The sequence below is a fragment of the Micromonospora sp. NPDC049645 genome, from assembly GCF_040675155.1.
GTDB lineage: Bacteria > Actinomycetota > Actinomycetes > Mycobacteriales > Micromonosporaceae > Micromonospora.
Genome location: NZ_JBFAOI010000001.1, coordinates 1,075,142 through 1,096,671 on the forward strand (window position 1 = coordinate 1,075,142; position 21,530 = coordinate 1,096,671).

At 72.8% G+C, this 21,530-nt stretch carries 23 protein-coding genes and 1 tRNA gene; 19 read left to right on the forward strand and 5 right to left on the reverse strand.

The annotated features are described in order from the left end of the window. Positions 1-36: 36 nt before the first annotated feature. Together AB0J33_RS05050 and AB0J33_RS05055 are read left to right on the forward strand one after the other, a co-directional pair. A complete protein-coding gene (locus AB0J33_RS05050; RefSeq protein WP_363609930.1) occupies positions 37-594 on the forward strand; it encodes a DUF501 domain-containing protein in 558 nt (185 codons plus the stop codon). Then, positions 591-1,127 (forward strand): amino-acid N-acetyltransferase, encoded by a 537-nt coding sequence (locus tag AB0J33_RS05055; protein WP_363609932.1) that lies wholly within the window; start codon positions 591-593, stop codon positions 1,125-1,127. The genes AB0J33_RS05050 and AB0J33_RS05055 overlap by 4 nt, the downstream gene beginning before the upstream one ends. On the opposite strand, the gene AB0J33_RS05060 is transcribed toward AB0J33_RS05055, so the two are convergent. Beyond that, a complete protein-coding gene (locus tag AB0J33_RS05060; protein WP_363609934.1) occupies positions 1,128-2,018 on the reverse strand; it encodes a PHB depolymerase family esterase in 891 nt (296 codons plus the stop codon). It lies immediately after the preceding gene. Between the two features lie 97 nt (positions 2,019-2,115). Between AB0J33_RS05060 and AB0J33_RS05065 the strand changes: the two genes are divergently transcribed. The 13 genes from AB0J33_RS05065 to AB0J33_RS05125 all read left to right on the forward strand — a co-directional run bounded on the left by AB0J33_RS05065 (position 2,116) and on the right by AB0J33_RS05125 (position 13,928). Further along, positions 2,116-3,150, forward strand: a complete 1,035-nt coding sequence (locus AB0J33_RS05065; protein WP_363609936.1) for a helix-turn-helix transcriptional regulator — start codon at positions 2,116-2,118, stop codon at positions 3,148-3,150. Positions 3,151-3,172: 22 nt separating this feature from the next. Further along, positions 3,173-4,117 carry a Ppx/GppA phosphatase family protein gene (locus AB0J33_RS05070; protein WP_363610248.1) on the forward strand — a complete coding sequence of 315 codons (945 nt, stop codon included), beginning with the start codon at positions 3,173-3,175 and terminating at the stop codon, positions 4,115-4,117. A 171-nt stretch (positions 4,118-4,288) separates the two neighbouring features. Beyond that, entirely contained in the window at positions 4,289-4,621 is a 333-nt protein-coding gene (locus AB0J33_RS05075) for a PadR family transcriptional regulator (protein WP_074316865.1), read from the forward strand. Then, positions 4,618-5,634, forward strand: coding sequence for a hypothetical protein (locus tag AB0J33_RS05080; protein ID WP_363609938.1), 1,017 nt, complete (start codon positions 4,618-4,620; stop codon positions 5,632-5,634). Before AB0J33_RS05075 ends, AB0J33_RS05080 begins: the two co-directional genes overlap by 4 nt. A 130-nt stretch (positions 5,635-5,764) precedes the next feature. After that, the gene (locus tag AB0J33_RS05085) at positions 5,765-6,316 is read left to right on the forward strand and encodes a hypothetical protein (RefSeq protein WP_363609940.1); all 552 of its coding nucleotides are present in this window, start codon (positions 5,765-5,767) and stop codon (positions 6,314-6,316) included. A gap of 198 nt (positions 6,317-6,514) precedes the next feature. Beyond that, positions 6,515-7,201 carry a dienelactone hydrolase family protein gene (locus AB0J33_RS05090; protein WP_363609942.1) on the forward strand — a complete coding sequence of 229 codons (687 nt, stop codon included), beginning with the start codon at positions 6,515-6,517 and terminating at the stop codon, positions 7,199-7,201. Between the two features lie 19 nt (positions 7,202-7,220). Next, positions 7,221-7,934 carry a uracil-DNA glycosylase gene (locus AB0J33_RS05095; RefSeq protein WP_363610250.1) on the forward strand — a complete coding sequence of 238 codons (714 nt, stop codon included), beginning with the start codon at positions 7,221-7,223 and terminating at the stop codon, positions 7,932-7,934. A 22-nt stretch (positions 7,935-7,956) separates the two neighbouring features. Continuing rightward, positions 7,957-8,742, forward strand: a complete 786-nt coding sequence (locus AB0J33_RS05100; RefSeq protein ID WP_363609944.1) for a DUF4129 domain-containing protein — start codon at positions 7,957-7,959, stop codon at positions 8,740-8,742. Then, positions 8,739-9,323, forward strand: coding sequence for a hypothetical protein (locus AB0J33_RS05105; protein WP_363609946.1), 585 nt, complete (start codon positions 8,739-8,741; stop codon positions 9,321-9,323). The genes AB0J33_RS05100 and AB0J33_RS05105 overlap by 4 nt, the downstream gene beginning before the upstream one ends. After that, positions 9,323-10,330 (forward strand): MoxR family ATPase, encoded by a 1,008-nt coding sequence (locus tag AB0J33_RS05110; protein ID WP_363609948.1) that lies wholly within the window; start codon positions 9,323-9,325, stop codon positions 10,328-10,330. The genes AB0J33_RS05105 and AB0J33_RS05110 overlap by 1 nt, the downstream gene beginning before the upstream one ends. Further along, positions 10,330-11,769 (forward strand): DUF58 domain-containing protein, encoded by a 1,440-nt coding sequence (locus AB0J33_RS05115; RefSeq protein WP_363609950.1) that lies wholly within the window; start codon positions 10,330-10,332, stop codon positions 11,767-11,769. Before AB0J33_RS05110 ends, AB0J33_RS05115 begins: the two co-directional genes overlap by 1 nt. Before the next feature lie 164 nt (positions 11,770-11,933). After that, a complete protein-coding gene (locus AB0J33_RS05120; RefSeq protein ID WP_363609952.1) occupies positions 11,934-12,494 on the forward strand; it encodes a hypothetical protein in 561 nt (186 codons plus the stop codon). A gap of 102 nt (positions 12,495-12,596) precedes the next feature. Next, positions 12,597-13,928 carry an NAD(P)/FAD-dependent oxidoreductase gene (locus AB0J33_RS05125; RefSeq protein WP_363609954.1) on the forward strand — a complete coding sequence of 444 codons (1,332 nt, stop codon included), beginning with the start codon at positions 12,597-12,599 and terminating at the stop codon, positions 13,926-13,928. Positions 13,929-13,971: 43 nt separating this feature from the next. Here the strand turns inward: AB0J33_RS05125 and AB0J33_RS05130 are convergent, their stop codons facing one another. After that, positions 13,972-15,831 carry a hypothetical protein gene (locus AB0J33_RS05130; protein ID WP_363609956.1) on the reverse strand — a complete coding sequence of 620 codons (1,860 nt, stop codon included), beginning with the start codon at positions 15,829-15,831 and terminating at the stop codon, positions 13,972-13,974. Between the two features lie 101 nt (positions 15,832-15,932). Between AB0J33_RS05130 and AB0J33_RS05135 the strand changes: the two genes are divergently transcribed. The 4 genes from AB0J33_RS05135 (at position 15,933) to AB0J33_RS05150 (ending at position 18,241) form a co-directional block, all read left to right on the forward strand. Continuing rightward, positions 15,933-16,013, forward strand: a tRNA-Leu gene (locus AB0J33_RS05135). Positions 16,014-16,115: 102 nt separating this feature from the next. After that, positions 16,116-16,931 carry a Bax inhibitor-1/YccA family protein gene (locus AB0J33_RS05140; RefSeq protein WP_357763033.1) on the forward strand — a complete coding sequence of 272 codons (816 nt, stop codon included), beginning with the start codon at positions 16,116-16,118 and terminating at the stop codon, positions 16,929-16,931. Positions 16,932-17,115: 184 nt separating this feature from the next. After that, positions 17,116-17,874 (forward strand): Bax inhibitor-1/YccA family protein, encoded by a 759-nt coding sequence (locus AB0J33_RS05145; RefSeq protein WP_363609958.1) that lies wholly within the window; start codon positions 17,116-17,118, stop codon positions 17,872-17,874. Positions 17,875-17,920: 46 nt separating this feature from the next. Continuing rightward, entirely contained in the window at positions 17,921-18,241 is a 321-nt protein-coding gene (locus AB0J33_RS05150; RefSeq protein WP_363609960.1) for a hypothetical protein, read from the forward strand. A 12-nt stretch (positions 18,242-18,253) separates the two neighbouring features. On the opposite strand, the gene AB0J33_RS05155 is transcribed toward AB0J33_RS05150, so the two are convergent. The 3 genes from AB0J33_RS05155 to AB0J33_RS05165 form a co-directional block, all read right to left on the reverse strand. Further along, entirely contained in the window at positions 18,254-19,516 is a 1,263-nt protein-coding gene (locus AB0J33_RS05155) for an acetyl-CoA C-acetyltransferase (RefSeq protein ID WP_363609962.1), read from the reverse strand. Between the two features lie 79 nt (positions 19,517-19,595). Beyond that, complete coding sequence (locus AB0J33_RS05160; RefSeq protein WP_363609964.1) at positions 19,596-20,408, reverse strand: SGNH/GDSL hydrolase family protein; 813 nt, start codon at positions 20,406-20,408, stop codon at positions 19,596-19,598. Beyond that, positions 20,405-21,457 carry an SGNH/GDSL hydrolase family protein gene (locus AB0J33_RS05165; protein ID WP_363609966.1) on the reverse strand — a complete coding sequence of 351 codons (1,053 nt, stop codon included), beginning with the start codon at positions 21,455-21,457 and terminating at the stop codon, positions 20,405-20,407. The genes AB0J33_RS05160 and AB0J33_RS05165 overlap by 4 nt, the downstream gene beginning before the upstream one ends. Between the last annotated feature and the right edge of the window lie 73 nt (positions 21,458-21,530).

Below are 21,530 nucleotides of genomic sequence, written 5' to 3' on the forward strand. Positions count from 1 at the left end.
CCACCCACCACCAGCGCACCAGGAGAGATGGGCACCGTGACTGTCGTACCACCGTCGGAGCCGGCGGCGGATTCCGTTCCCCTGCCGCAGCGGGAGCCGGCCACCGAGGCCGATCTGGCGGCGGTTTCCGCGCAGCTCGGCCGGACGCCCCGCGGCACCCGGGCGGTCGCCCACCGTTGCCCGTGCGGCCTTCCGGACGTGGTGGAGACGACCCCCCGCCTCGCCGATGGCACCCCCTTCCCGACGCTGTATTACCTGACCTGCCCCCGGGCCACCGCGGCGTGCAGCCGACTGGAGTCGGCGGGGCTGATGAAGGAGATGGCGGACCGGCTGACGACCGATCCCGAGTTGGCGGCCCACTACCGTGCGGCGCACGAGGACTACCTGGCCCGTCGGGAGGCGATCGGCGAGGTCCCGGAAATCGCCGGCGTCTCGGCCGGCGGGATGCCGGGCCGGGTCAAGTGCCTGCACGTGCATCTGGGGCATGCGCTCGGTGCCGGCCCCGGGGTCAACCCGTTCGGCGACGAGACGTTGGAGCTGGTCGAGCCCTGGTGGTCGGCCGGGCCGTGCGTGAACGTGCCGGCGAGCGAATGAGCGCACCGACCGGGCCTTCGGCACCCGAGAGCCAGATCCTGGTACGCCGGGCCCGCACCGCGGACGTGCGGGGCATCCGGCGGCTGGTCGACACGTACACCAACGACCGGCGGCTGTTGAGCAAGGCCACCGTCACCCTCTTCGAGGACGTGCAGGAGTTCCGGGTCGCCGTCCGGGCCGAGGACGACACCGTGGTGGGTTGCGGCGCGTTGCACGTCATGTGGGAGGACCTGGCCGAGATCCGCACGGTGGCCGTGGACCCGTCCTGCCGGGGCCACCGGATCGGCCACCGGCTGGTCGGTGAGCTGATCGACGCGGCCCGGGAGTTGGGCGTGGCGCGGATCTTCGTGCTCACCTTCGAGACCGGGTTCTTCGGCTCGTTCGGCTTCCAGGAGATCGACGGCGCTCCGGTGCCCCAGCCGGTGTACGAGCAGTTGCTGCGCTCGTACGACGAGGGTGTCGCGGAGTTCCTGGACCTGGAGCGGGTCAAGCCGAACACACTGGGCAACACCCGGATGCTGCTGCGCCTGTGATCAGGCTCGGCGGGGGTGGGCGGCGAAGAACTCCCACATCAGGTCGGTGGCGGTCACACCCGCGGCGGGCGCGGCGAGTTGACCGGACTTCGCCCCCGGCCAGCTGTGGCCCATCTCGTCGATGGTGTAGACGCTGACCTCGCTGCCGTCGGCGCAGCTGGCCAGCGTCCTGGTCACCCCGGCCACCCCGGACGCCCTCGGACCGGGCCGGCAGTTGAGCCGCTGCTGCCAGGTGCGCATGCCGGCCTGGAACGTCGAGGCGTACCGGTCCTGGCCGCCGATGAAGGTGATCACGGAGACCGGGTTCTTCGGCAGGTAGCTCTCCGACGTGGTCCGGGAACCGCTGTAGCCGCCGCTGACCACGCCGATCGCGGCGTACCGGCCGGCGCCCTCCACCGCCATCCGGAAGCTCATGTCGCCGCCGTTCGAGATGCCGGTGAGGAACACCCGGTTCGGGTCGGCACGCCAGGTCCGCACCAGGTGATCGGTGAGGGCGTTGAGGAAGCCGACGTCGTCCTGACTGCCGCAGCAGATCAGCGCGTTGAACCCGCCGCCCTGCCCGTCCGGGTAGGCGACCAGCACGTTGTCCCTGTCGGCCTTGTCGTCCAGGCCCGCCAGTTCCTGCATCGAGGGGCCGGCGGCGGGGTAGAAGTGCAGCGCGATGACCAGGGCGGACGACCGGTTCGGGTCGTACCCGGGTGGGGCGTGCAGCAGATAGGTGCGGTCCAGCCCGTCGTGCTTCAGGGTGAGCCGGTGGTCACCGGCCGCCGGGCGTTCGCTCGACGCGGACGGTACGGCCGACGGGGCCGACGAGGGTTGCCGCCGCTCACCACAGGCCACGGCCACGACGATGAGGCAGAGCCCCGTCAACACCACCACTGTTCGCCGCACGTCGGCCACCCCCCCGTCGACCCGTCGTCCACTTTGGAGATCGACTGCCCGCCGATCAACCCTTTCGGTCCTGGCCGAAGGCGGGCAGGCTGGTGCCATGCTTCGCCTCCAGCTCGGGTCGGCCGACCTGTGCCGGGTGCGTTTCGCCGACCGGCTGCACCCGGTCGGGATCGCGCTGCTGGCCGGTCAGTGGCTGCGCGATCCCACCGTCGCGGCGATGGCGCCGACGCTGGCCGGGCAGGCGGCCGCGGCCGAGGCTACGGCTGCCGCCCGGGCCGCCACCGCGATCCTGCGGCACCTGCTGCCCGACCGGGGGCGTCTGCCGGATTTCGTCACCCCCTTCGACGGCCTGGAGTCGGTGCAGGCCGGCCTGGAGGCGATCCGGGCCACCCCGGCTCGGCGGGTCCGCGCCGAGGTCACCGAGGCGTACGCGGACACGACCCCCAGCCCGCTGCGGCGGCGGTTCGCGGCGGCCGAACCGGAGGTGCTGGACCTGTTCGGCGGGGCGGTGCGGACCTGGTTCGACGTGGTGCTCGAACCGCACTGGGCCGAGCTGACGTCCGCGTACCGCCAGCAGGTGACGTGTGCCAGTCAGCGGCTGGCGCAGCACGGCTTGGACGGCCTCTTCGCGGGTCTGCACCCGGCGATCCGGTGGCGGGAGCCGGTGCTGGAGGTACGGACGTGGTGGGACGGGGATCTTCCCGGCACCGGCCACGGGATCATCCTGTTGCCCTCCCCGTTGGCCGGGCCGCGCCCCCGGGTGCTGGTCGAGGAGGGGCAACCGATCATGCTCGTCTATCCGGTGCTCATGCCGGGGGCCCGGGCCGACGACGACTCCCTCGGCCGGCTACTCGGCACCACCCGGGCGCTGGTGCTGCGCCGACTGGCGGCCGACGGCGGCCTGAGCACCACCGTCTTGTCCCGGGCCGTGGGGATCAGTCTCGCCTCGGCCTCCGAGCACGCCCGCGCGCTGCGGACCGCCGGCCTGGTGGCCAGCGAGCGGGAGGGCGGGTCCGTCCGACATCACCTGACCGGGCTCGGGGCGGAGTTGTTGCGGGGCCCGGCGGGCGACCCGGGCGGGCCGCCGCCCGTGCCCGGCCAAGCCGCCGGGTGGCCGCCGGTCCTGCCGTAAGGTTGCTGCCGTGACGACGCGTGTGGCGGCCATCGACTGCGGGACCAATTCGATCCGACTGCTGGTCGCCGACCTGCCCGAGGCGTCGGCCGGGCCGCAGGCGCCGCTGGTCGACCTGACCCGGCGGATGGAGATCGTCCGACTCGGGCAGGGCGTGGACCGCACCGGCCGACTCGCGCCGGAGGCGATCGAGCGGACCCGGGTGGCGTTGGCGTCGTACGCCGCCGACATCGAGAAGCTGGGCGCGCAGCGGGTGCGGATGTGCGCGACCTCGGCTTCCCGGGATGCCGTCAACGCCGCCGACTTCACCGAGATGGTGCGGGCCACGCTCGGGGTCGCGCCCGAGGTGGTCAGCGGCGACGAGGAGGCCCGGCTGTCGTTCACCGGCGCGGTGCGCGGGCTGCCGGCCGACGCGAAGGAGCCGTTCCTGGTCGTCGACATCGGTGGCGGGTCCACCGAGTTCGTGGTCGGTGACCGGGCCGCCGGGGTGCGGGCGGCGATCTCGGTGGACATCGGCTGCGTCCGGATGACCGAGCGGCACCTGCCCGGCGATCCGCCGACGTCCGAGCAGGTCGCGGCGGCGCAGGCCGACATCGCGGCCGTGGTGGACCGGGCGCTCGCCGCGGTGCCCGGCCGCGAGGCGGCCACCCTGGTCGGCCTGGCCGGGTCGGTCACCACCGTGGTCGCTCTCGCTCAGGGCCTGCGGGAGTACGACCCGGAGCGCATCCACCACGCGCGCGTGTCGTACGGGCAGGTCGCCCAGGTGACGGCGGACCTGCTGGGCCAGACCCGGGAGCAGCGGTTGGCGAATCCGGTGATGCACCCGGGCCGGGCCGACGTGATCGGCGCGGGCGCGCTGGTGCTCCGCGTGATCATGGAACGGGCCGGGATGCCGTCGGTGGTCGCCTCGGAGCACGACATCCTCGACGGCATCGCCTGGAGCATCCAGCCAACCACCGCGCGCTAGCGGGCCGGCGGGCTAAATCAACTCGCCTTCATTGAAATCGCGGTGTCCGGGTGCCTCGGATGCCCCGACTTCCTGAAAACCGAGTCGATCAACCTTCCGCCCGCCGGCTCGGCTCGGCGTGTCGGGCCGTTTCGTTGACGCTACTGCGCATTGCGCACTAGTGTGCAAAGCGTGGACACCACACAGTTGCTGAAGGGCGTGCTCGATCTGGCCGTCCTGGCCGTGCTCCGGGAGGAGGACGGTTACGGTTACGACATCCTGCGCCGGCTTCGCGAGGCCGGCCTGGAGGAGGTCGGCGACGCCTCCGTCTACGGGACGCTGCGCCGCCTCTTCGCCGCCGGCCTGCTCACCACCTACGTCGTGCCGAGCGAATCCGGGCCGCACCGGAAGTACTACTCACTCAATGCCGCGGGGCGTGACCAACTCACCCGCTCCGGCAAGCTCTGGCGCTCGTTCGCCACCACCATGGACAGTCTGCTCGACGATCGGGGGATGGCGGCGTGACCATCACGGGGCAGGAGATCACCGACTACGTGACGCGGGTCCGGGCCGCTCTGGCCGACCTGCCGCCCACCCAACGCGACGAGCTGACCGAGGACCTGGCCGACCACCTCGCCGAGGTCGCCGCCGAGTCCGAGGGCACCCTCGTCGAGCGGCTGGGCGAGCCCGAGACGTACGCCGCCGAGCTGCGCGCCGCGGCCGGTGCCGCGCCGGGCGGGGGGCGCAATCTCGACCAGCGGGTCGCGAGCACGATGGCCCGGGTCCGCGCCCGGCTGCGCGCCTGGGACACCCGTCTCGGCCCACCCCTGGGGTACGCGACGGCCAGCGACTTCCTCCAGCTGCTGCGCCCCGGCTGGTGGGTGCTCCGGGGCTACCTGGCGGCGATGCTGGTCACGGTGATCACCACCGGCGGGAGTTTCGGGCTGCTGCCCAGGTTCGGCGGCGAACTGCTCGCCGGCATGATCATGCTGGTCGGCTTCGTGCTCGCCTCCATCTGGATCGGCCGCAGCTCCGGGCGGTTGACCCGCTGGCCGCGCTCCGCCGTGCAGGTCGGGAGCGTGGTGCTGGTGGTCTTCGCGTTCGCCGCGCTGATCCAGGCGGAGGACCGGATGCGCTACGGCGACTATGGCATCGATCCGACCTCGATCAACGGCCCCTACGACCAGGTGCAGGACGTCTTCGTCTACGACAGCGAAGGCCGGCTGGTGGAGAACGCCCGGCTCTTCGACCAGAACGGCAATCCGATCCGGCTCGGCTACCCCGACTGCGACGGCCGCCTCGACGAGTACGGCAACCCGCTGCTGCGGCCGTACCCGTACTGCGTGGGCCGGGCGCCCTTCGGCCCCCGAGGCCCGGGCGCGGCCCCACGGTCGGCACCGGCCGCGACCGGTACGCCGACGCCGGAGCCGACCGGTACGCCGACGCCGGAGTCGACCGGTACGCCGACGCCCGGCGAGCCCTCGGCGGGCCCGACCACGACGCCGAGCGGCACGCCGATCCCCACTCCCACGCGCTGATCCGGAGTGTGAACTGGATCATGCGGAGGAAGCTGGGAAATAGCTGAACGGACGAGGGGAGCGGGACGGCACCGTAGATCAATGATCGTTACGGTGTCGTCTGCTCATCAACCCCTCGGAAGGAACCTTCGTGTCAGAGCAGGTCGCACCGCCCCCCGCGCCCGACGCCGCAACCCCCGAGCCGGCCGTCGAGACGCCACAAGCGGCCGCGCCGCAGCCTCCCGCGCAGCAGCAGTCAGCCGGCGGGACTCAGCAGCCGGCCGAGCAGCAGCCGGCCGAGCCGAAGGCGGACAAGTCCGGTGCGAAGAAGGCCCTCGGCATCATCGGTGCGATCCTCGCCGTCGTCGTCGTCGCCGGCCTGAAGTTCGGCGTCGCCTCGGCGATCGGCAACTACTTCAACAAGGACGAGACCGCCGCCGCCAAGACCGGCGACTGCATCGCCGAGCTGCCCGAGGTCACCGGCACCGAGCAGGAGGAGGTCGACGGGGCCAAGGTCGTCGCGTGCACCTCCGCCGACGCGGCGTACAACGTGGTCGGTCGGATGGACGGCCAGAGCGAGGCCCAGGCCAAGGCCGACACCACCTGCACCCAGTTCTTCAAGGAGGGCGAGGAGGGGTACATCTTCTCCAGCATCAAGCCGGGCAAGACGGGCTACGTGCTCTGCCTGACCAAGAAGGTCTGACCGTAGCGGTAGAACGACGACGACGGCGGCGGGAGCGAACCCGCCGCCGTCGGCGTACCCGGAGTCACCAGGGGGCGAACAGGAGGTGAATGCCACTGTTCCGGCGTCTTCCCGACGGCCGCGTGGCGTGGCAGGCTACCGGCACGTAGGACCACTGGGCGACCAGCCAACGATGACTGACCGCTAGGAGGACGGGCCATGGGCGAAATGGTGAGCTACCGCAGCAACGGGGGCACGAGCGAGGGGTATCTCGCGATACCCGCCAGCGGCACGGCCAGCCCCGCAGTCATCGTCATCCAGGAATGGTGGGGCCTGGTCCCCCACATCCGGTCGGTGGCGGACCGGTTCGCCGAGGCCGGTTTCGTCGCCCTCGCCCCGGACTTCTTTCACGGTGAGACGACCAGCGAGCCGGACGAGGCGCAGCGGATGCTGTTGACGATGCGGATGGACGAGGCGGCGAAGGAAATCGCCGGAGCGGCCGATCATCTCGCCGGTCGGCCCGAGGTGACCGGTAAGGTCGGCGCCGTGGGCTTCTGCGCCGGTGGCAGCCTGGCTCTCTGGTCGGCCACCATCTCCGAGCGGATCGTCGCCACCGCCGGCTTCTATCCGGTGCTGCCCTGGGAGCCGATGCGCCCCGAGTGGGCGGACTACGCCGGCAAGACGGCGGTCATCCACTGCTCCGAAGAGGACGGCACCTCGGCCAACGCGGGCGTACAGACCGCTCTTCGGGCCATCGAGGAAGCCGGCGGCGACTGCCACCTCTACGACTACCCGGGCACGTCGCACGCCTTCTTCAACGACGACCGTCCGGAGGCGTTCGACCAGCGGGCCGCCGCCAGCGCCTGGGCCCGTACCCTGGAACTCTTCCGGGCCAAGCTTGGCTGAGACGCGTACCCCCGAGCAGGTGGTCGCCCGCGCAGCGCGGGCGACCGAGCTGGCCGACCTCGACGCGGCGGTGAGCGACTGTTTCGCCTGCCCGCGACTGGTCCGGTGGCGGGAGGAGGTCGCCCGCACCCGCCGGGCCGCCTTCCGCGACCAGGAGTACTGGGGTCGGCCGGTGCCCGGCTTCGGCACCGGCGACGCGCGGATCGCCATCCTCGGGCTGGCCCCCGCCGCCCACGGCGGCAACCGCACCGGCCGGATCTTCACCGGTGACCGGTCGGGTGACGTGCTGTTCGCCGCGCTGCACCGGGCCGGGCTGGCCAACCAGCCGACCAGTGTCGCGGCCGACGACGGGCTCACCCTGCGGGACCTGCGGATCTTCTCGGCCGTCCGGTGTGCGCCTCCGGACAACAAGCCGACCCCGGCGGAACGGGACACCTGCGCACCCTGGCTGCACCGCGAGGTCGCGCTGATCCGGCCCACCCTGCGCGTCGTGGTCGCGCTGGGCGCGTTCGCGTGGGCGGCGTGGTGGCCGGTGCTCCGCGCGGTGTACGGGCAGCGCCCGCCCAGCCCGCGACCGGCGTTCGGTCATGGGGCACACTGGTCCGGCACGGACGCTCCGGACCTGCTCGGCTGCTACCACGTCAGTCAGCAGAACACCTTCACCGGGCGGTTGACACCAGGGATGTTGGACGACGTCTTCGGCCAGGCTAAACAGCTGGCCGGAGTGGACTGAGACGACGCGTGGGGTGGTGGCGATGACAGACGGAACACGCCCGCCCACGCCGGTACCGTCCGCCGAGCCGGGTGTGCTGCGCCCGGTGCTCGGCCTGCTCCGTCGGTGGTGGCCGGTCGGCGCGGTCGCCGCCCTGCTCGCCGGTGCCGCGCTGGCGTCCGCCCATTCGTCGATCGGGGCCAGTCGGATCCCACCGGCCGCCGACAACGTTCCCTGGGTTCCCGAGTACCCGACCGCCGATCCGTCGCCGTCCATCCCGATCGAGCCACGTGACGCCGGCGAGGCCACCCAGGCGCACATCCCGCAGTGGGTCGCCACGGTGGCGATGGTCCTGCTCGGGCTGGCCATTCTCGCCGCGCTCGGATATCTCTGCTGGGTGCTGGTCCGGGGTGCGCTGCGCCGGACCACCCGGGCGCTGCCGGCCCAGCGGGCCCGTCGTACCGCCGAGGGCACCGCCCGCGAGGTGGTCGCCGCCCTCGACGCCGGCCTGGTCGAACTCGACGACCGGGACACCGACCCCCGGGTGGCGGTGATCGCCTGCTGGGTGCGCCTGGAGGAGACCGCCGCCGCGGCCGGTGTGCCGAGACTCGCCGGGGACACCCCCACCGACCTGGTCAGCCGGTTGTTGCAGGGTGACCCGGCGTCCGGGGTGCCGGCGATCGTCAGCACCGACGTGCTGGCCGAGTTCGCGCACGTCTACCGGGAGGCCCGGTACGCCACCCACCCGGTCGGCGAACGCACCCGGGACCAGGCCCGCGCCGCGCTCGGCCGGCTACGCGGAGAGCTCACCGAGGCGGTGCCCTCATGAGCAGCACCAGCATCGACGACCTGCTCGCGTTCGAGGAGGAGGCGGCGCCGACCGGTCCGCAGGCGCGCCCCTCCCGGTGGGGCCCGGTGCTGCGCTCGCTCGCGTGGGCCGCCGCGCTGGTCGCGGTCCTGCTCGTCGGTCTCCGCGCGGTGGGCCTCCAGGTCTCGCTGCCGGTACTGATCGCCGGGGTGCTCGCCGTGCTGGCGGTGCGCCGGGTCACCGCCCTGCTCGCGCCGCCACCTCCGCCGCCCGGCGGTGGCCGGGTCGGCACGGGCGAGGAGGACGGCAGCTACAACTGGGGCGCCCGGGACGCGTTGCGCAGCGCGATCAACCGCTGGGAATGGCCCCTGGACTGGTCATCGAGCCGCCCCGAACGGTTCACCGGCACGGTCCTGCCCCGGCTCGGCGAGCTGGCCGACGAGCGGATGCGTCTGAAACACGGCGTCACCCGTGAGTCGGATCCGGCCCGCGCCCGCGTCCTGCTGGGTGAACGCCTGTGGACCTTCCTGGAGACCCCGCCTCGCCGCACCCCGTCGCCGCGCGACCTCGCGGTGATCGTCGCCGAACTGGAGCAGATTTGATGAACGACGTGGACCGGAGCATTGCCCCCGCCGAGGTCGGGCACCTGGCTCGGGCGGTCCTGGACGCGGTCGGCACCGTCGTGGTCGGCAAGCGGGACGCGTTGGAGTTGGTCCTCGCCGGCATCCTCGCGGGCGGGCACGTGCTCCTGGAAGACCTGCCGGGGCTCGGCAAGACGCTCACCGCCCGTTCGTTCGCCCAGGCCCTCGGGTTGGATTTCCGGCGGTTGCAGTTCACCCCCGACCTGCTGCCCGCCGACGTCACCGGCTCGTTCCTCTACGACCAGCGCAACGGTGACTTCACCTTCCGGGCCGGCCCGGTCTTCACCAACCTGCTCCTCGCCGACGAGATCAACCGGACGCCGCCGAAGACCCAGTCCGCGCTGCTGGAGGCAATGCAGGAGAAGCAGGTGTCGGTGGAAGGGGTGACCTACAAACTCGACGAGCCGTTCCACGTGCTGGCCACCGCCAACCCCATCGAGTACGAGGGCACCTATCCGCTGCCCGAGGCGCAGCTGGACCGGTTCCTGCTGCGGGTCTCCTTCGGTTACCCGCAGCACGAGGAGGAGTGGGAGGTGCTGCGCCGTCGGATGAGCCGCCGCCGCGAGGAGGCGGACATCAAGGCGGTGGTCGACGCGGCGACGCTGCGGGCCATGCAGGCCGCCCTGGAGGACGTGGTGGTGGAGGACTCCATCGGCCGCTACATCGTTTCGCTCACCGCGGCCACCCGGGAGCACCCGTCGGTGCTGGTCGGCGCCTCACCCCGCGGTTCGCTGGCGCTGCTGCTGCTGGCCCGGGTCCGCGCGGTGTTCGGCGGACGTGACTACGTCGTGCCGGAGGACGTCAAGGCGGTGGCGGCGCCCGCCCTGGCCCACCGGATCACCCTGCGCCCGGAGATGTGGTTGCGCCGGGTCGATCCGGCGTTCGTGGTGGGCGAGGTGCTGGAGGCGACCCCCGCCCCGGCCAGTGGGGCGCTGCCCAGCTACGCCGCCGGCGGGCCCCGGCACTGATGACCGGACCGACCGTGCCGACGGCCACCGAGGCGGAACCGGCTGCCGGCTGGGCACCCACCCCGGCGCTCGGCCGCGCGGTGCTGCTCGCCGGCCTGCTGCTGGTGGCCGGTGTGCTGCTGGGCCGGGTGGACCTGATCGTGCTCGCCACCCCGTTCGCGTTGGGCACCGCGTACGCGCTGCGTAAACGCCCCACGGCGCTGCCGCAGGTGTGGATCGCCCAGGGTGACGGCGGGCCGCTGGTCGAGGGCGGTGACGTCACGGCGGCGGTGAGCGTCGGCAATCCGGACACGGTCGACTACGACCTGGTGGTGATGCGGTCCCGCGTGTCACCGTGGCTGCGGATCGACCGGGCCGGCTTCACCCGCGACGAGGCCGTCGACGTGCCGCCGAGCGCCACCGCGGAGACCGGGGCGACGGCCGCGGCCAACGGCAGGGGACGTTCCGTCGCGGACCGGCCGTTCGTGACCTCGGTGCCGATCGGCGCCGCCGTGGACCTGGAGTTGGCCGGTAAGGCCCTGCGCTGGGGCCGGCACCCGATCGGCCCGGCCGGTGCCCGGGTCGCCACGGCCGGTGGCCTGCTGGTCTCCCGAGCGGTGATCACCGAGCCGGTCCTGGTGCGGGTGTACCCGCGTACCGAGCCGTTCGAGGCGGTGGAGGCGATGCCCCGCGCGGCCGGACTGGTCGGGGCGCACCACAGCCGGCGGCCCGGGGAGGGCGGCGAGTTGGCCGGCGTACGGATCTTCGCGCCCGGCGACCGGCTGCGCCGGATCGACTGGCGGGTCTCGTTGCGGGCCCGGCAGCTGCACGTGGCCGCCACCCTCTCCGACCGGGACGCCGAGGTGGTGGTGCTGCTCGACGTGCTCGCCGAGGCGGGCCGCTCCGGTGGGGTGGCCGGTGCCGCCTCGGTGCTGGACACCACCGTCCGGGCCACCGCCGCGATCGCCGAGCACTACCTGCACCGTGGCGACCGGGTCTCCCTGCTGGAGTACGGGCCGGCCGCCCGCCGGCTCCGGCCGGCCGCCGGGCGGCGGCAGTACCTGACCGTCCTGGAGTGGCTGCTCGACGTCCGGGTGCACGCGTCCGCGCACGAGCCGTACGACCAGGTCTTCGGCCCGCAGTTGCTCTCGTCGGACGCGTTGGTGGTGGTGCTCACCCCGTTGCTGGACGAACGGTCGGCGCAGATGCTCGCCCGGCTGGCCCGCGGCGGGCGGTTCGTGGTGGCGGTCGACACGTTGCCGACCGATCTGGCGTCGCCGAAGGACCGGGGGTGGGCCGAGGTGGCGTACCGGTTGTGGCGGCTGGATCGCGACATCATGATCGGGCAGCTCCGCGAGCACGGCGTACCGGTGGTGCGTTGGGCCGGCGCCGGCAGCCTGGACCAGGTGCTGCGGGACGTGGCCAGGTTGGCGACGGCGCCAAGGGTGGGTGGCCGGTGAGCGCGAGGAGTGAGCTTGCGAGCCTCGCAGTCGCGAACGAAAGGCGGGTGCGGTGAGCGCGAGGAGTGAGCTTGCGAGCCCCGCAGTCGCGAACGAAAGGCGGGTGCGGTGAGCGCGAGGAGTGAGCTTGCGAGCCCCGCAGTCGCGAACGAAAGGCGGGTGCGGTGAGCGCCGTCACCGGAAGGGTGCGGGCGGCGCAGCACGCCGTCGCCCGGATCAGTGTGGCCCCGCTGTTGGTTCGGGTCGCGATCTTCGTCATCGTGTTTGCCGGGTTCGCCCTGGCGTTCCCCGCGGAGGTGCTCTCCGGCCGGACGATCCTCTTCCTGACGGTGGCCGCCCTGTTGCCCGCGTTCGGCCCGCGTCGGATCTGGGCGACCTTCACGGCGTTGGTCACGGTCGGCGGTTGGTTGCTCGCCACCGACGGGTACGGCCGCCCGGTCGCCCTCTGGCGGTTGTTGGCCATCGCGGCCCTGCTCTATCTGGGCCACACTCTCTGCGCGCTGGCGGCGTTGCTGCCCTATGACGCGGTGGTGGACACCGAGTTGATCAGCCGCTGGTTGGTGCGGTCGGCCGCGGTGCTGCTGGGGGCGGCTGTGCTGGGCGTGTTGTTGTTGCAGGCGGCGGGCACGGGTGGGGAAGCCGGGCACCAGTGGGTCACCGTGCTCGGGTTGCTGGTGGCCGTGGCGACGGCGGCGTTGCTGGGCTGGCTGCTGCGTCGCCGGTGACCGGTGCGACGGGAGGGTTACGCAGGTCACAGGGGTTGTGCTCCGTCACAGATGGGGGGCGCGAGCGGGATTACCTGAGCCGGCCGGGGAAAGATAGACGACGTGAATCCGAAGCGGATCCTTGTGGTTGGTGCCGGGCACGTCGGTCTGTATGCCGCGCTGCGCCTGTCGAAGAAGCTCAGCTCCCGTGAGGCTGAGGTCATGGTGGTGGACCCCCAACCCCACATGACCTATCAGCCGTTCCTGCCTGAGGCGGCGGCGGGCAACATCTCCCCGCGGCACTCCGTGGTGCCGCTGCGGCGGGAGTTGCGCCGGTGCAAGATGGTGGCCGGCACGGTCACCCGGATCGAGCACGACCGCAAGGTGGCCACCGTGCAGCCGATCAGCGGCCCGGCCCGGGAGATCACCTACGACCACGTGGTCGTGGCCCCGGGTTCGGTGTCCCGCACCCTGCCGATCCCCGGCCTGCACGAGCAGGGCATCGGGTTCAAGACCATCGGTGAGGCGATCTACCTGCGCAACCACGTGCTGGATCGCCTCGACGTGGCTGCCGCCACGCCGGATCCGGAGGTCCGCCGTTCGGCGTTGACCTTCACCTTCGTCGGCGGTGGGTACGCCGGCATCGAGGCGCTCGCCGAGATGGAGGACATGGCTCGCGACGCGCTGCGCTACTACCCGGAGCTGAAGCAGGACGAGGTTCGGTGGGTGCTGGTCGAGGCCACCCAGCGGGTGCTGCCCGAGGTCGACCGGGACATGGGTGCCTACACCGTGCAGCAGCTGCTGAAGCGGAACATGGACATCCGGCTGGACACCCGGCTCGAGTCCTGCGTCGACGGGGTGGTCAAGCTCTCCGACGGGGACAGCTTCCGGTCCGACACGATCGTCTGGACGGCTGGTGTGAAGCCGTCGCCGATGCTGGACGCGACCGACTTCCCGCGCGACGACCGTCGGCGGATCACCTGCCTGCCCACCCTTCAGGTGGTCGACGGGGACCAGGTGGTCGAGGGTGCCTGGAGCGCCGGCGACTGCGCCGCCGTGCCGGACCTGACCAAGGAGCCGGGCAACTTCTGCTCGCCGAGCGCCCAGCACGCGGTGCGCCAGGCCGCCCGGATGGCTGACAACATCGCGGCCGTGATCCGGGGTCGCGAGCCGGTGAACTACAAGCACAAGCACGTCGGCAGCGTGGCGAGCCTCGGCCTGCACAAGGGCGTGGCCCAGGTGTACGGGATCAAGATGACCGGTTGGCCGGCCTGGGTGATGCACCGGACGTACCACATGAGCCGGATCCCGTCGTTCAACCGTAAGGTCCGGGTGGTGGTGGACTGGTCGTTGGCGTTCTTCCTCAAGCGTGAGGTGGTCGCGTTGGGCCAGCTGCACGACCCGCGCGAGGAGTTCGTCGAGGCGTCCCAGCCCGTCGGCGCGCCCCGCGTCTGACCCGAGCCCGCTCGACGGGGGCGCCGGGTGGACCGTGGGCTGGTCAGATGCGCCAGGTCCAGGCGTCGGCTATCCGGGTGGCCGGCCCGTAGAGCTGCTCCAGGGTCGCCCGCAGGCTCTCCGCGTGCGGGGCGTCGTCGGTCAACGCCACGCAGGAGGCGCCCCAGAAGTCGGCGTCGCGGGCGGCCTGGCGGCGCTGCTCGTCGCCGATGGCCGGTTGGTCGCCGCGCCGGGCCACGTCCGCGAGCAGCGCCGAGGTGGGCTGCTTGAAGGTGCCCATGGCGGCGGTTCCACCCCGGCCGTACGGGCCGATGAAGAACCCCTCCGGCAACCCGAAAGCGGCGTCGGCGGCGGTCGCCCAGCGCATCGGCCAGGGCTCCTTCGGCGTGGGCAGCGGCACCGGGACCAGCACCCCGCCGGGGCGTACGCACTGCCGCCAGTGGCCGCCGGTGATGAACTCCGGGACCGCCGGTCGGCCGGTGGTCGGCAGGGGGGTCGGGAAGATCGGCAGCAGCGCCACGCCGACGGCCAGTGGCACCAGCCGCCGGGCTCGACCGGAGCTGCCCAGTGCCCGGTCGACCGCGAGCACCAGCAGCGTCGCGACGATCGGCAGCAACGCCAGTGCGAACCGCATCGGCAACGCCCCGTCCACCACCGGCAGGCCACCGATCAGCGCGTACGGGCCGGGCAGCGCGGTCCGGGTGCCTCCGAGCACCACCTCCGGGCCGAGGGACAGCGCACCCATCACCAGACCCGCCACGACGCAGGCGAAGACCAGCCGGCGTCGCCCGACCCAGATCGCGCAGGCAACGGCGACCAGCAGCAGCGGCCAGCCGAGGAAGGTGTTGTACTCGGCCGGGCCGGTGGTCAGCCGGGCGGACTGGTCACTGCCGGCCACCGACAGCGGGGACACCGTCCACCAACTACTCAGGTCGGCGGAGAAGTAGGCCGGGGTGAACATCCCGTCGGCGACTCCCTGCGGGCCGGCGAACTGGAACCACAGCGGATAGCCGAGCACCAGCAGCGCGAGCCCGGCGGCGACCGCCAACCCGCCGGCGAAGCCGGGGAGCGCCCTGCGCGCCAGGTCCCGGTCCGCCACGGCGTAGCTGATCGCCATCACCAGCAGCGTGATCGCGGCGAGGAAGAGCACCTCCTCGCCGATGAAGACCTGTGCGGTGACCGCCGCGGCCAGCCCCGCCGCCGAGGTGATCAGTCGCCGCCGATCCGGGCCGGCGGGTCGGGTACGGCCGGCCTGGTCGGGTGTCCCGGGCCCCGGGTCGGAGGCCCGCAGCAGCCGGACCACCAGCCAGACGATCACCGGCACCAGCCACTGGGCGGTCATGTGCAGGTGGCTGTTGGTCTGCGACACCATGCCGGGGCCGAAGCCGCACAGTCCGCCGCCGAGCGCGGCGGCGAGCCGACGGGCGCGCAGCGTCCGGTGGAACAGCAGGTACCAGGCGAGGGCGGTGCCGGCCAGGTTGGCGGCGGCCAGCAGCGCGAAGGTCACCGGTGCGCCCAGCAGCAGGGTGATCGGCGCGAAGAGGACGCCGAGGGCGATGACCGTGGTGTTGGCCATCAGGTTGACCCCGTCGGGGGCGTTGAGCCGGTCGGTGAGCAGGTCGAAGTCGCCGAGCAGCGCGCGGGCGTCCACCGCCAGGAACCACTCGTAGAGGGTCTGGTCCTCCGGGTTGAGCGCCAGCGTGCGCCCGCCCGGGTCGGGCCACAGCCCGTGGGTGAGCCAGCCGGCCAGCACCGCGAAGATCAGAGCGGCGAGCAGGTCCGCCCGGTGCCGGCGGACGGCGGCCAGCAGCCGGACGGCCCGCGGTCGGCGGTTGACCTGATCGGCGAGGCGGAGTGCCTGCTCAGGGGCGGCGTCGGGGGCCGTGGGGGCTGCGCTGCTCACGGCATCGACCCTAATGTGGCCAGGCCGGCGGGGTACGCCGGGTCGCCGTAGACCGGCTACGGTGACACTGCACCGTGCGTGTCGGCGCGCCGGTGCCACCCGCCCGGGTGGTGGAAAGGCAGACACGGCCGCCTTAAAAGCGGCTGCCGAAAGGCATGCGGGTTCGACCCCCGCCCCGGGCACCGGTTGACACATTCTCATTCGTGATCACCAGGACTTGGCTGCGCCGTTTACTCTTGGAGGGCACGTTCACGTGCACACGACCCCCTGAGGGAGGCCAGACAGTGAAGACCTCGAACCCGGTGCTCGCCCGGCTCGGCCAGGCGGCCGAGCGGGAGCGCTCCGCCGGGTACGCCCCGGCCGGGCCGTACGGACAGCCCGGCATTCCCCAGCAGTACCCGTCCCAGGCCGGCTACCCGGCCGCGCCGCCGACCGTGGCACCGATGACGGTCGACGACGTCGTCGTCAAGACGGTCGCTCTGCTCGGCATCCTCGGCATCACCGCCGCGGCGGCCTGGGTGCTCGTGCCCGACGCGTTGGTCGGGACGGCCTGGATCGGCGCGGCGGTGGTCGGCCTGGTCCTCGGCTTGATCATCTCGTTCTCCCGGATGGCCAACCCGGCGCTCGTGATCGCGTACGCGGTCGTCGAGGGTGTCTTCGTCGGCATGGTCAGCAAGGCGTTCGAGACGGCTTACGACGGCATCGTGCTCCAGGCCGCCGCGGCCAGCTTCGGCATCTTCTTCCTGATGGCGATGCTCTACAGGGCGAAGGTCATCCGGGCCACCCCGGCCTTCGTCAAGGGCATGATCGCGGTGATGGTCGGCCTCTTCGCCGTCATGATGATCAACCTGGTGCTGGCCCTGTTCGGCGTCAACACCGGCCTGCGCGACGGCAGCCCGCTGGCCATCGGCTTCAGCCTGGTCTGCATCGTGGTCGCCTCGCTGAGCTTCGTGCTCAGCTTCAAGGAGATCGAGGACGGGGTCCGGATGGGCCTCCCGCAGCGCTACTCCTGGGTGGCCGCGTTCGGCATCCTGGTCAGCCTGGTCTGGCTCTACATCGAGATCCTGCGCCTGCTGAGCTACTTCCAGGGCGACGACTGACCTCGTCCGCACTGCCGACCGGCGCCCGTCCCCACTCTGGTGGGGGCGGGCGCCGTCGTCCGCGCCGTTTGCCCGCCACCGCCGGTCCGCCCGGGGCAGAGTGACTGCAAGGGCGTGTGTCGAAGCGCAGGCCGGCCAGAGGCTTTGACGCACGCCCTGGGGTACGCGGGCGAAGGAGGCGGCGGTGCGCAGCAACAACCCGGTGCTCAACCGGCTGGACGAGACCGGCCGGGTCGAGGCCCGGGTGCTCGGCGCCCGTGACGTCGAGCCGATGACCGTCGACGACGTGGTGGTCCGTACCGTCGGGCTGTTGCTCGTCACCGGCGCGAGCGCGGCGGTATCCTGGGCGGTGATCCCCGACGCCGTGTGGCTGGGCGCCGCGCTGGCCGGCAGCGCGCTCGCCTCGATCGCGCTGGTCCTGGTCATCTCGTTGCGGGGGATCACCAACCCGGTGCCGATCGTCGGGTACGCCATCCTCCAGGGACTGCTGCTGGGGGTGGCCAGTCGCACCTTCGAGCAGGTCTATCCGGGCATCGTGGTGCAGGCGGTGGCCGGCACCTTCGGAGTCTTCCTCGGCATGGCTGCCCTCTACCGGGCCCGGGTGATCCGGGCGACGCCCCGGCTGGCCCGCCTGGTGATCGGCACCCTGCTCGGCATCGCCGTGCTCAGCGTGGTCAACCTGGTGTCGTACCTGATCTCCGGGCGGCCGGGCCTGGAGGTCTACAGCGTGAGCGGGGAGGTCGGCTGGTTGCCGTACGCCTTCTCGGTGGTGGCCATCATCGCCGGGGCGTTCAGCTTCATCCTCGACTTCGACCTGGTCGAACGCTCGGTGCGCGACGGTCGGCCCCGCCGGTACGCGTGGCTGAGCGCGTTCGGCCTGATCACCGGGTTGGTCTTCCTCTACTGGCAGCTGCTGCGGCTGCTCAGCTACCTGCGTCGGTGACCGCCCCGACCCGGTGCCGCCGGTGTCGGCCGTAGACTCGGCGGCGATGAGCGCAGCGGAGTTGGACAAGGCCGTGCGGTTGCTGGTCGGTCAGATCGCGCACTGGCAGCAGCCGCGGTGGTCGGCCGCCGCGACCACCGGCAACGTGTCCCGCGCCGACCTGGTGCACCGCCTGGTGCAGGAGATCGCCAACCTGGCGGCCGACGCCGAGGGGGAGCCGCGGCGGGTGGTGCCCCGGCTCGACAACGACCTGGCCCTGCCCGACCAGCTGCGGGTGGTGACGGCGGACCTGCTGGCCGCCGACCCGGGCACCGAGGCGCTGGCGCGGGCCGCCGCCGAGGTGACGGCGACCCGCGGCGCGCTCTGAGGGCAGCTCGGCTCAGCTGAGCCGTTCGAGCACCATGGCCATGCCCTGGCCGCCGCCCACGCACATGGTCTCCAGACCGATGGTCTTGTCGTGCCACTCCAGTGCGTTGAGCAGGGTGCCGGTGATCCGGGCGCCGGTCATGCCGAACGGGTGGCCGACCGCGATGGCGCCGCCCATCACGTTCAGCTTCTCCTCCGGGATGCCCAACTGGCGGTAGGAGGGGATGACCTGCGCGGCGAACGCCTCGTTGATCTCGACGAGGTCGACGTCGTCGATGGTCATGCCGGCTCGGCGCAGGGCCTGCCGGGACGCCTCGACCGGCCCGAGACCCATGATCTCCGGCGACAGGGCGGTCACCCCGGTCGAGACGATCCGGGCCAGCGGGGTGAGCCCGAGTTCCCTGGCCCGCTGGGCGCTCATCACCACCACTGCGGCCGCGCCGTCGTTGAGTGGGCAGCAGTTGCCGGCGGTGATCCGACCATCCGGCCGGAAGACCGGCTTCAGGCCGGCGACCGCGTCCAGGGTGACCCCGGCCCGGGGCCCGTCGTCGGTGCTCACCACCGTGCCGTTCGGCGTGGTGACCGGGGTGATCTCCCGGGCCCAGAATCCGTCGGCGATGGCCTTCTCGGCGAGGTTCTGGCTGCGTACGCCGAACTCGTCCATGTCGGAGCGGGTGACGTCGTACACCTGGGCCAGGTTTTCCGCGGTCTGCCCCATGGTCAGGTAGATGTCGGGCAGCTCGCCGGCCTCGCGGGGGTCGGTCCACACCTCGGCCCCGCCCTGCGCGCGGCGCTTTGAGCGTTCGCCGGCCGACCCGAAGCGCGGGTTCTCCCAGCCGCCGCCGACCAGGGCCTGCGCCTCGGGAGGCAGCCCGTCGGAGCTGCCCCGGGCGTAGCGGGACACCATCTCCACACCGGCGGAGACGAACACGTCGCCCTCGCCGGCCCGGATCGCGTGCATCGCCATCCGGGTGGTCTGCAACGACGAGGCGCAGTAGCGGGTCAGCGTGGCGCCGGGCACCGTGTCCAGACCGAGGAGCGTGGACACCACCCGGGCCATGTTGAAGCCCTGCTCGCCGCCGGGCAGGCCGCACCCGAGGTAGAGGTCGTCGATCGTGGTCGGATCGAGCGCGGGGATCTTGTCCAGCGCGGCCTGGACGATGGTCGCGGCGAGGTCGTCGGAGCGGACATCGCGCAGTGAACCCTTGTGCGCCCGGCCGATGGGGGAGCGGGCGGTGGCGACGATGACGGCGTCGCGGGACGACTCAATCGGCATGGACCAACGTTAACCCGCCGGTAACATGGCGCGGAAGAAGCAGGCCCGGCGGGAAATGTCACCCCGGACCGGCGACGATCTAGCGCCGGGTGGTGGCCGCCGCCGCCGCGACGACGGCGGGCAGCAGCGCGTGCGCCCACACCCGGTAGCCGTCGGCGGAGGGGTGGAAGCCGTCCTGGCAGAGCGTCCCCGCGTCGGCCCGGAACACCGGCCCGGTCTCGGTGGCCAGGTCGACCACCGAGCCACCCGCCTCCAGCACGGCGGTGGTCTGCGCGCGGGCCATCCGACGCCCGGACCAGCCGATCACCTGGCGCAGCGGAGGCGCGATGGCGCGCACCGCGCCGAGGTCGGGGCACGTGCCCACCACCACCTCGACACGCGCCTCGCGCAACCGGTGAACCGCCGCGCCGAGATAGGCCGCCGCGTCGGAGGGCCGGCGCAGCCCGGTGGCGTCGTTCGCGCCGATCAGGATCAGCGCCACGTCGGGTCGTTCACCGAGCAGGGCGCGGGCCACCTGGGTGGTCAGGTCCGTCGAACGGGACCCGGAGACGCCGACGCTGGACAGGTGCACGCGGCGGCCGGTCGGGCCCTCGGCCAGGAGGTTGGCCAACTGCCCGCCGATGGTGTCCTCCAGGCGGTCGACACCCACGCCCAGCGCCGACGAGTCGCCCAACAGGACCAGTCGCAGCCCGGGGGCGCCCGCCCGGCCGATCGTGGCGCGCAGCGCCAGGCCCAGCTCGGGTTGGGCGTAGCGTCGGTGCCGGGCGACGAACGCCTCACCGGCGAGGACGGCGGCGCCGCCAACGGTGCCGGCGAGCAGCGAGAACGCCGCCGCCCGGCCCAGTCGGCCGGCGAGGCCGGGGGTCACGCCCCGGGCACTGCGCTCGTTCATGCCAGTCCCTCCACTGTCGAGGTGTCCGAGGCGGGCCCGTGCTGCGGCACCGCCCCGACACCGAAGAACGCCCGGCGGCGCAGTTGCGCCCACCGCCCGGCCGGCCCTCGGTCGCGGCCCCGGACCTGGACGCCGCTGACCTCCGTGCCGGCGTGCCGAGCCGCCTCCTGCGCGGCCTGTGGCAGCGACCGTACGCCCTCGCGGCGCGTCGGTGTGGCCCGTCGTTCCGGGGCCGCGCCGAGGGCGGAGAGCATCGTCGGCAGGAGCGCGGCGGCGGCCATCGCGTACCCCTCGGCGGAGGGATGGAACCGGTCCCAGGCGAACATGCGGGTCGGCTCGGCCGCGAAGCGGGGGCCGAGCAGATCACCGAGGGAGACCGTCCGACCGCCCGCCTCGACCACCGCCACCGTCTGGGCCGCGGCCAACTGGCGACTCCAACGGTGCGCCAGCCAGCGCAGCGGCGGCTGGATCGGGCGGATCGCGCCCAGGTCGGGGCAGGTGCCGACGACCACCTCGCACCCCGCGTCGCGCAGCGTGTGCACCGCCTCGACGAGGTAGCGCACCGCCAGCCCGCGCGGGGTGCGGTTGGTGATGTCGTTGCCGCCGATGAGGATCACCGCGATGTCGGGCCGGCACTCCAGGGCCGCCTCCACCTGGTGTCGCAGCGCCGCCGAGATGGCTCCGACCACCGCGAAGCGGTGCAGGCGCACCGGTCGGTGCAGTCGACGGGACAGGCCGGTGGCGAGCAGCGCCCCCGGCGTCTCCCGGCGACGGTGCACCCCGTAGCCGGCGGCCGACGAGTCACCGAGCACGACCATGGTGAGCGCGGGACCGGGGAACTTCGCGCCGTACATCCCGTCGCAGCGCGGCGGCGGAGCCTCGGCCATCGGGATGGTGCGTCGCGCCTGACGGGCCTGGCCGAGCAGCACCCCGCCGGTCGCCACCGCGGCCGCCGCGGTGGCGCCGGCGCCGATGGCTGCCAGCCGGGCGAAGCGCCGGACCTGCTGCCAGCGCTCACCACCGGGTACGACGGAACTAGCCACCCCCATACCGCGACATTATCGCGCTGGCCCGACACACCGCTGTCGTCGTGACGGCACCCGGGTGCCTGGAAACCGACGC

Excerpts from the sequence above, each read along its gene's own strand:
- AB0J33_RS05065 (WP_363609936.1), top strand. The coding sequence starts at position 2,116 with ATGCTTCGCCTCCAGCTCGGGTCGGCCGACCTGTGCCGGGTGCGTTTC.
- AB0J33_RS05155 (WP_363609962.1), bottom strand. The coding sequence starts at position 19,516 with ATGCCGATTGAGTCGTCCCGCGACGCCGTCATCGTCGCCACCGCCCGC.
- AB0J33_RS05090 (WP_363609942.1), top strand. The coding sequence starts at position 6,515 with ATGGGCGAAATGGTGAGCTACCGCAGCAACGGGGGCACGAGCGAGGGG.
- AB0J33_RS05150 (WP_363609960.1), top strand. The coding sequence starts at position 17,921 with ATGAGCGCAGCGGAGTTGGACAAGGCCGTGCGGTTGCTGGTCGGTCAG.
- AB0J33_RS05055 (WP_363609932.1), top strand. The coding sequence starts at position 591 with ATGAGCGCACCGACCGGGCCTTCGGCACCCGAGAGCCAGATCCTGGTA.
- AB0J33_RS05100 (WP_363609944.1), top strand. The coding sequence starts at position 7,957 with ATGACAGACGGAACACGCCCGCCCACGCCGGTACCGTCCGCCGAGCCG.
- AB0J33_RS05110 (WP_363609948.1), top strand. The coding sequence starts at position 9,323 with ATGAACGACGTGGACCGGAGCATTGCCCCCGCCGAGGTCGGGCACCTG.
- AB0J33_RS05160 (WP_363609964.1), bottom strand. The coding sequence starts at position 20,408 with ATGAACGAGCGCAGTGCCCGGGGCGTGACCCCCGGCCTCGCCGGCCGA.
- AB0J33_RS05165 (WP_363609966.1), bottom strand. The coding sequence starts at position 21,457 with ATGGGGGTGGCTAGTTCCGTCGTACCCGGTGGTGAGCGCTGGCAGCAG.
- AB0J33_RS05115 (WP_363609950.1), top strand. The coding sequence starts at position 10,330 with ATGACCGGACCGACCGTGCCGACGGCCACCGAGGCGGAACCGGCTGCC.
- AB0J33_RS05105 (WP_363609946.1), top strand. The coding sequence starts at position 8,739 with ATGAGCAGCACCAGCATCGACGACCTGCTCGCGTTCGAGGAGGAGGCG.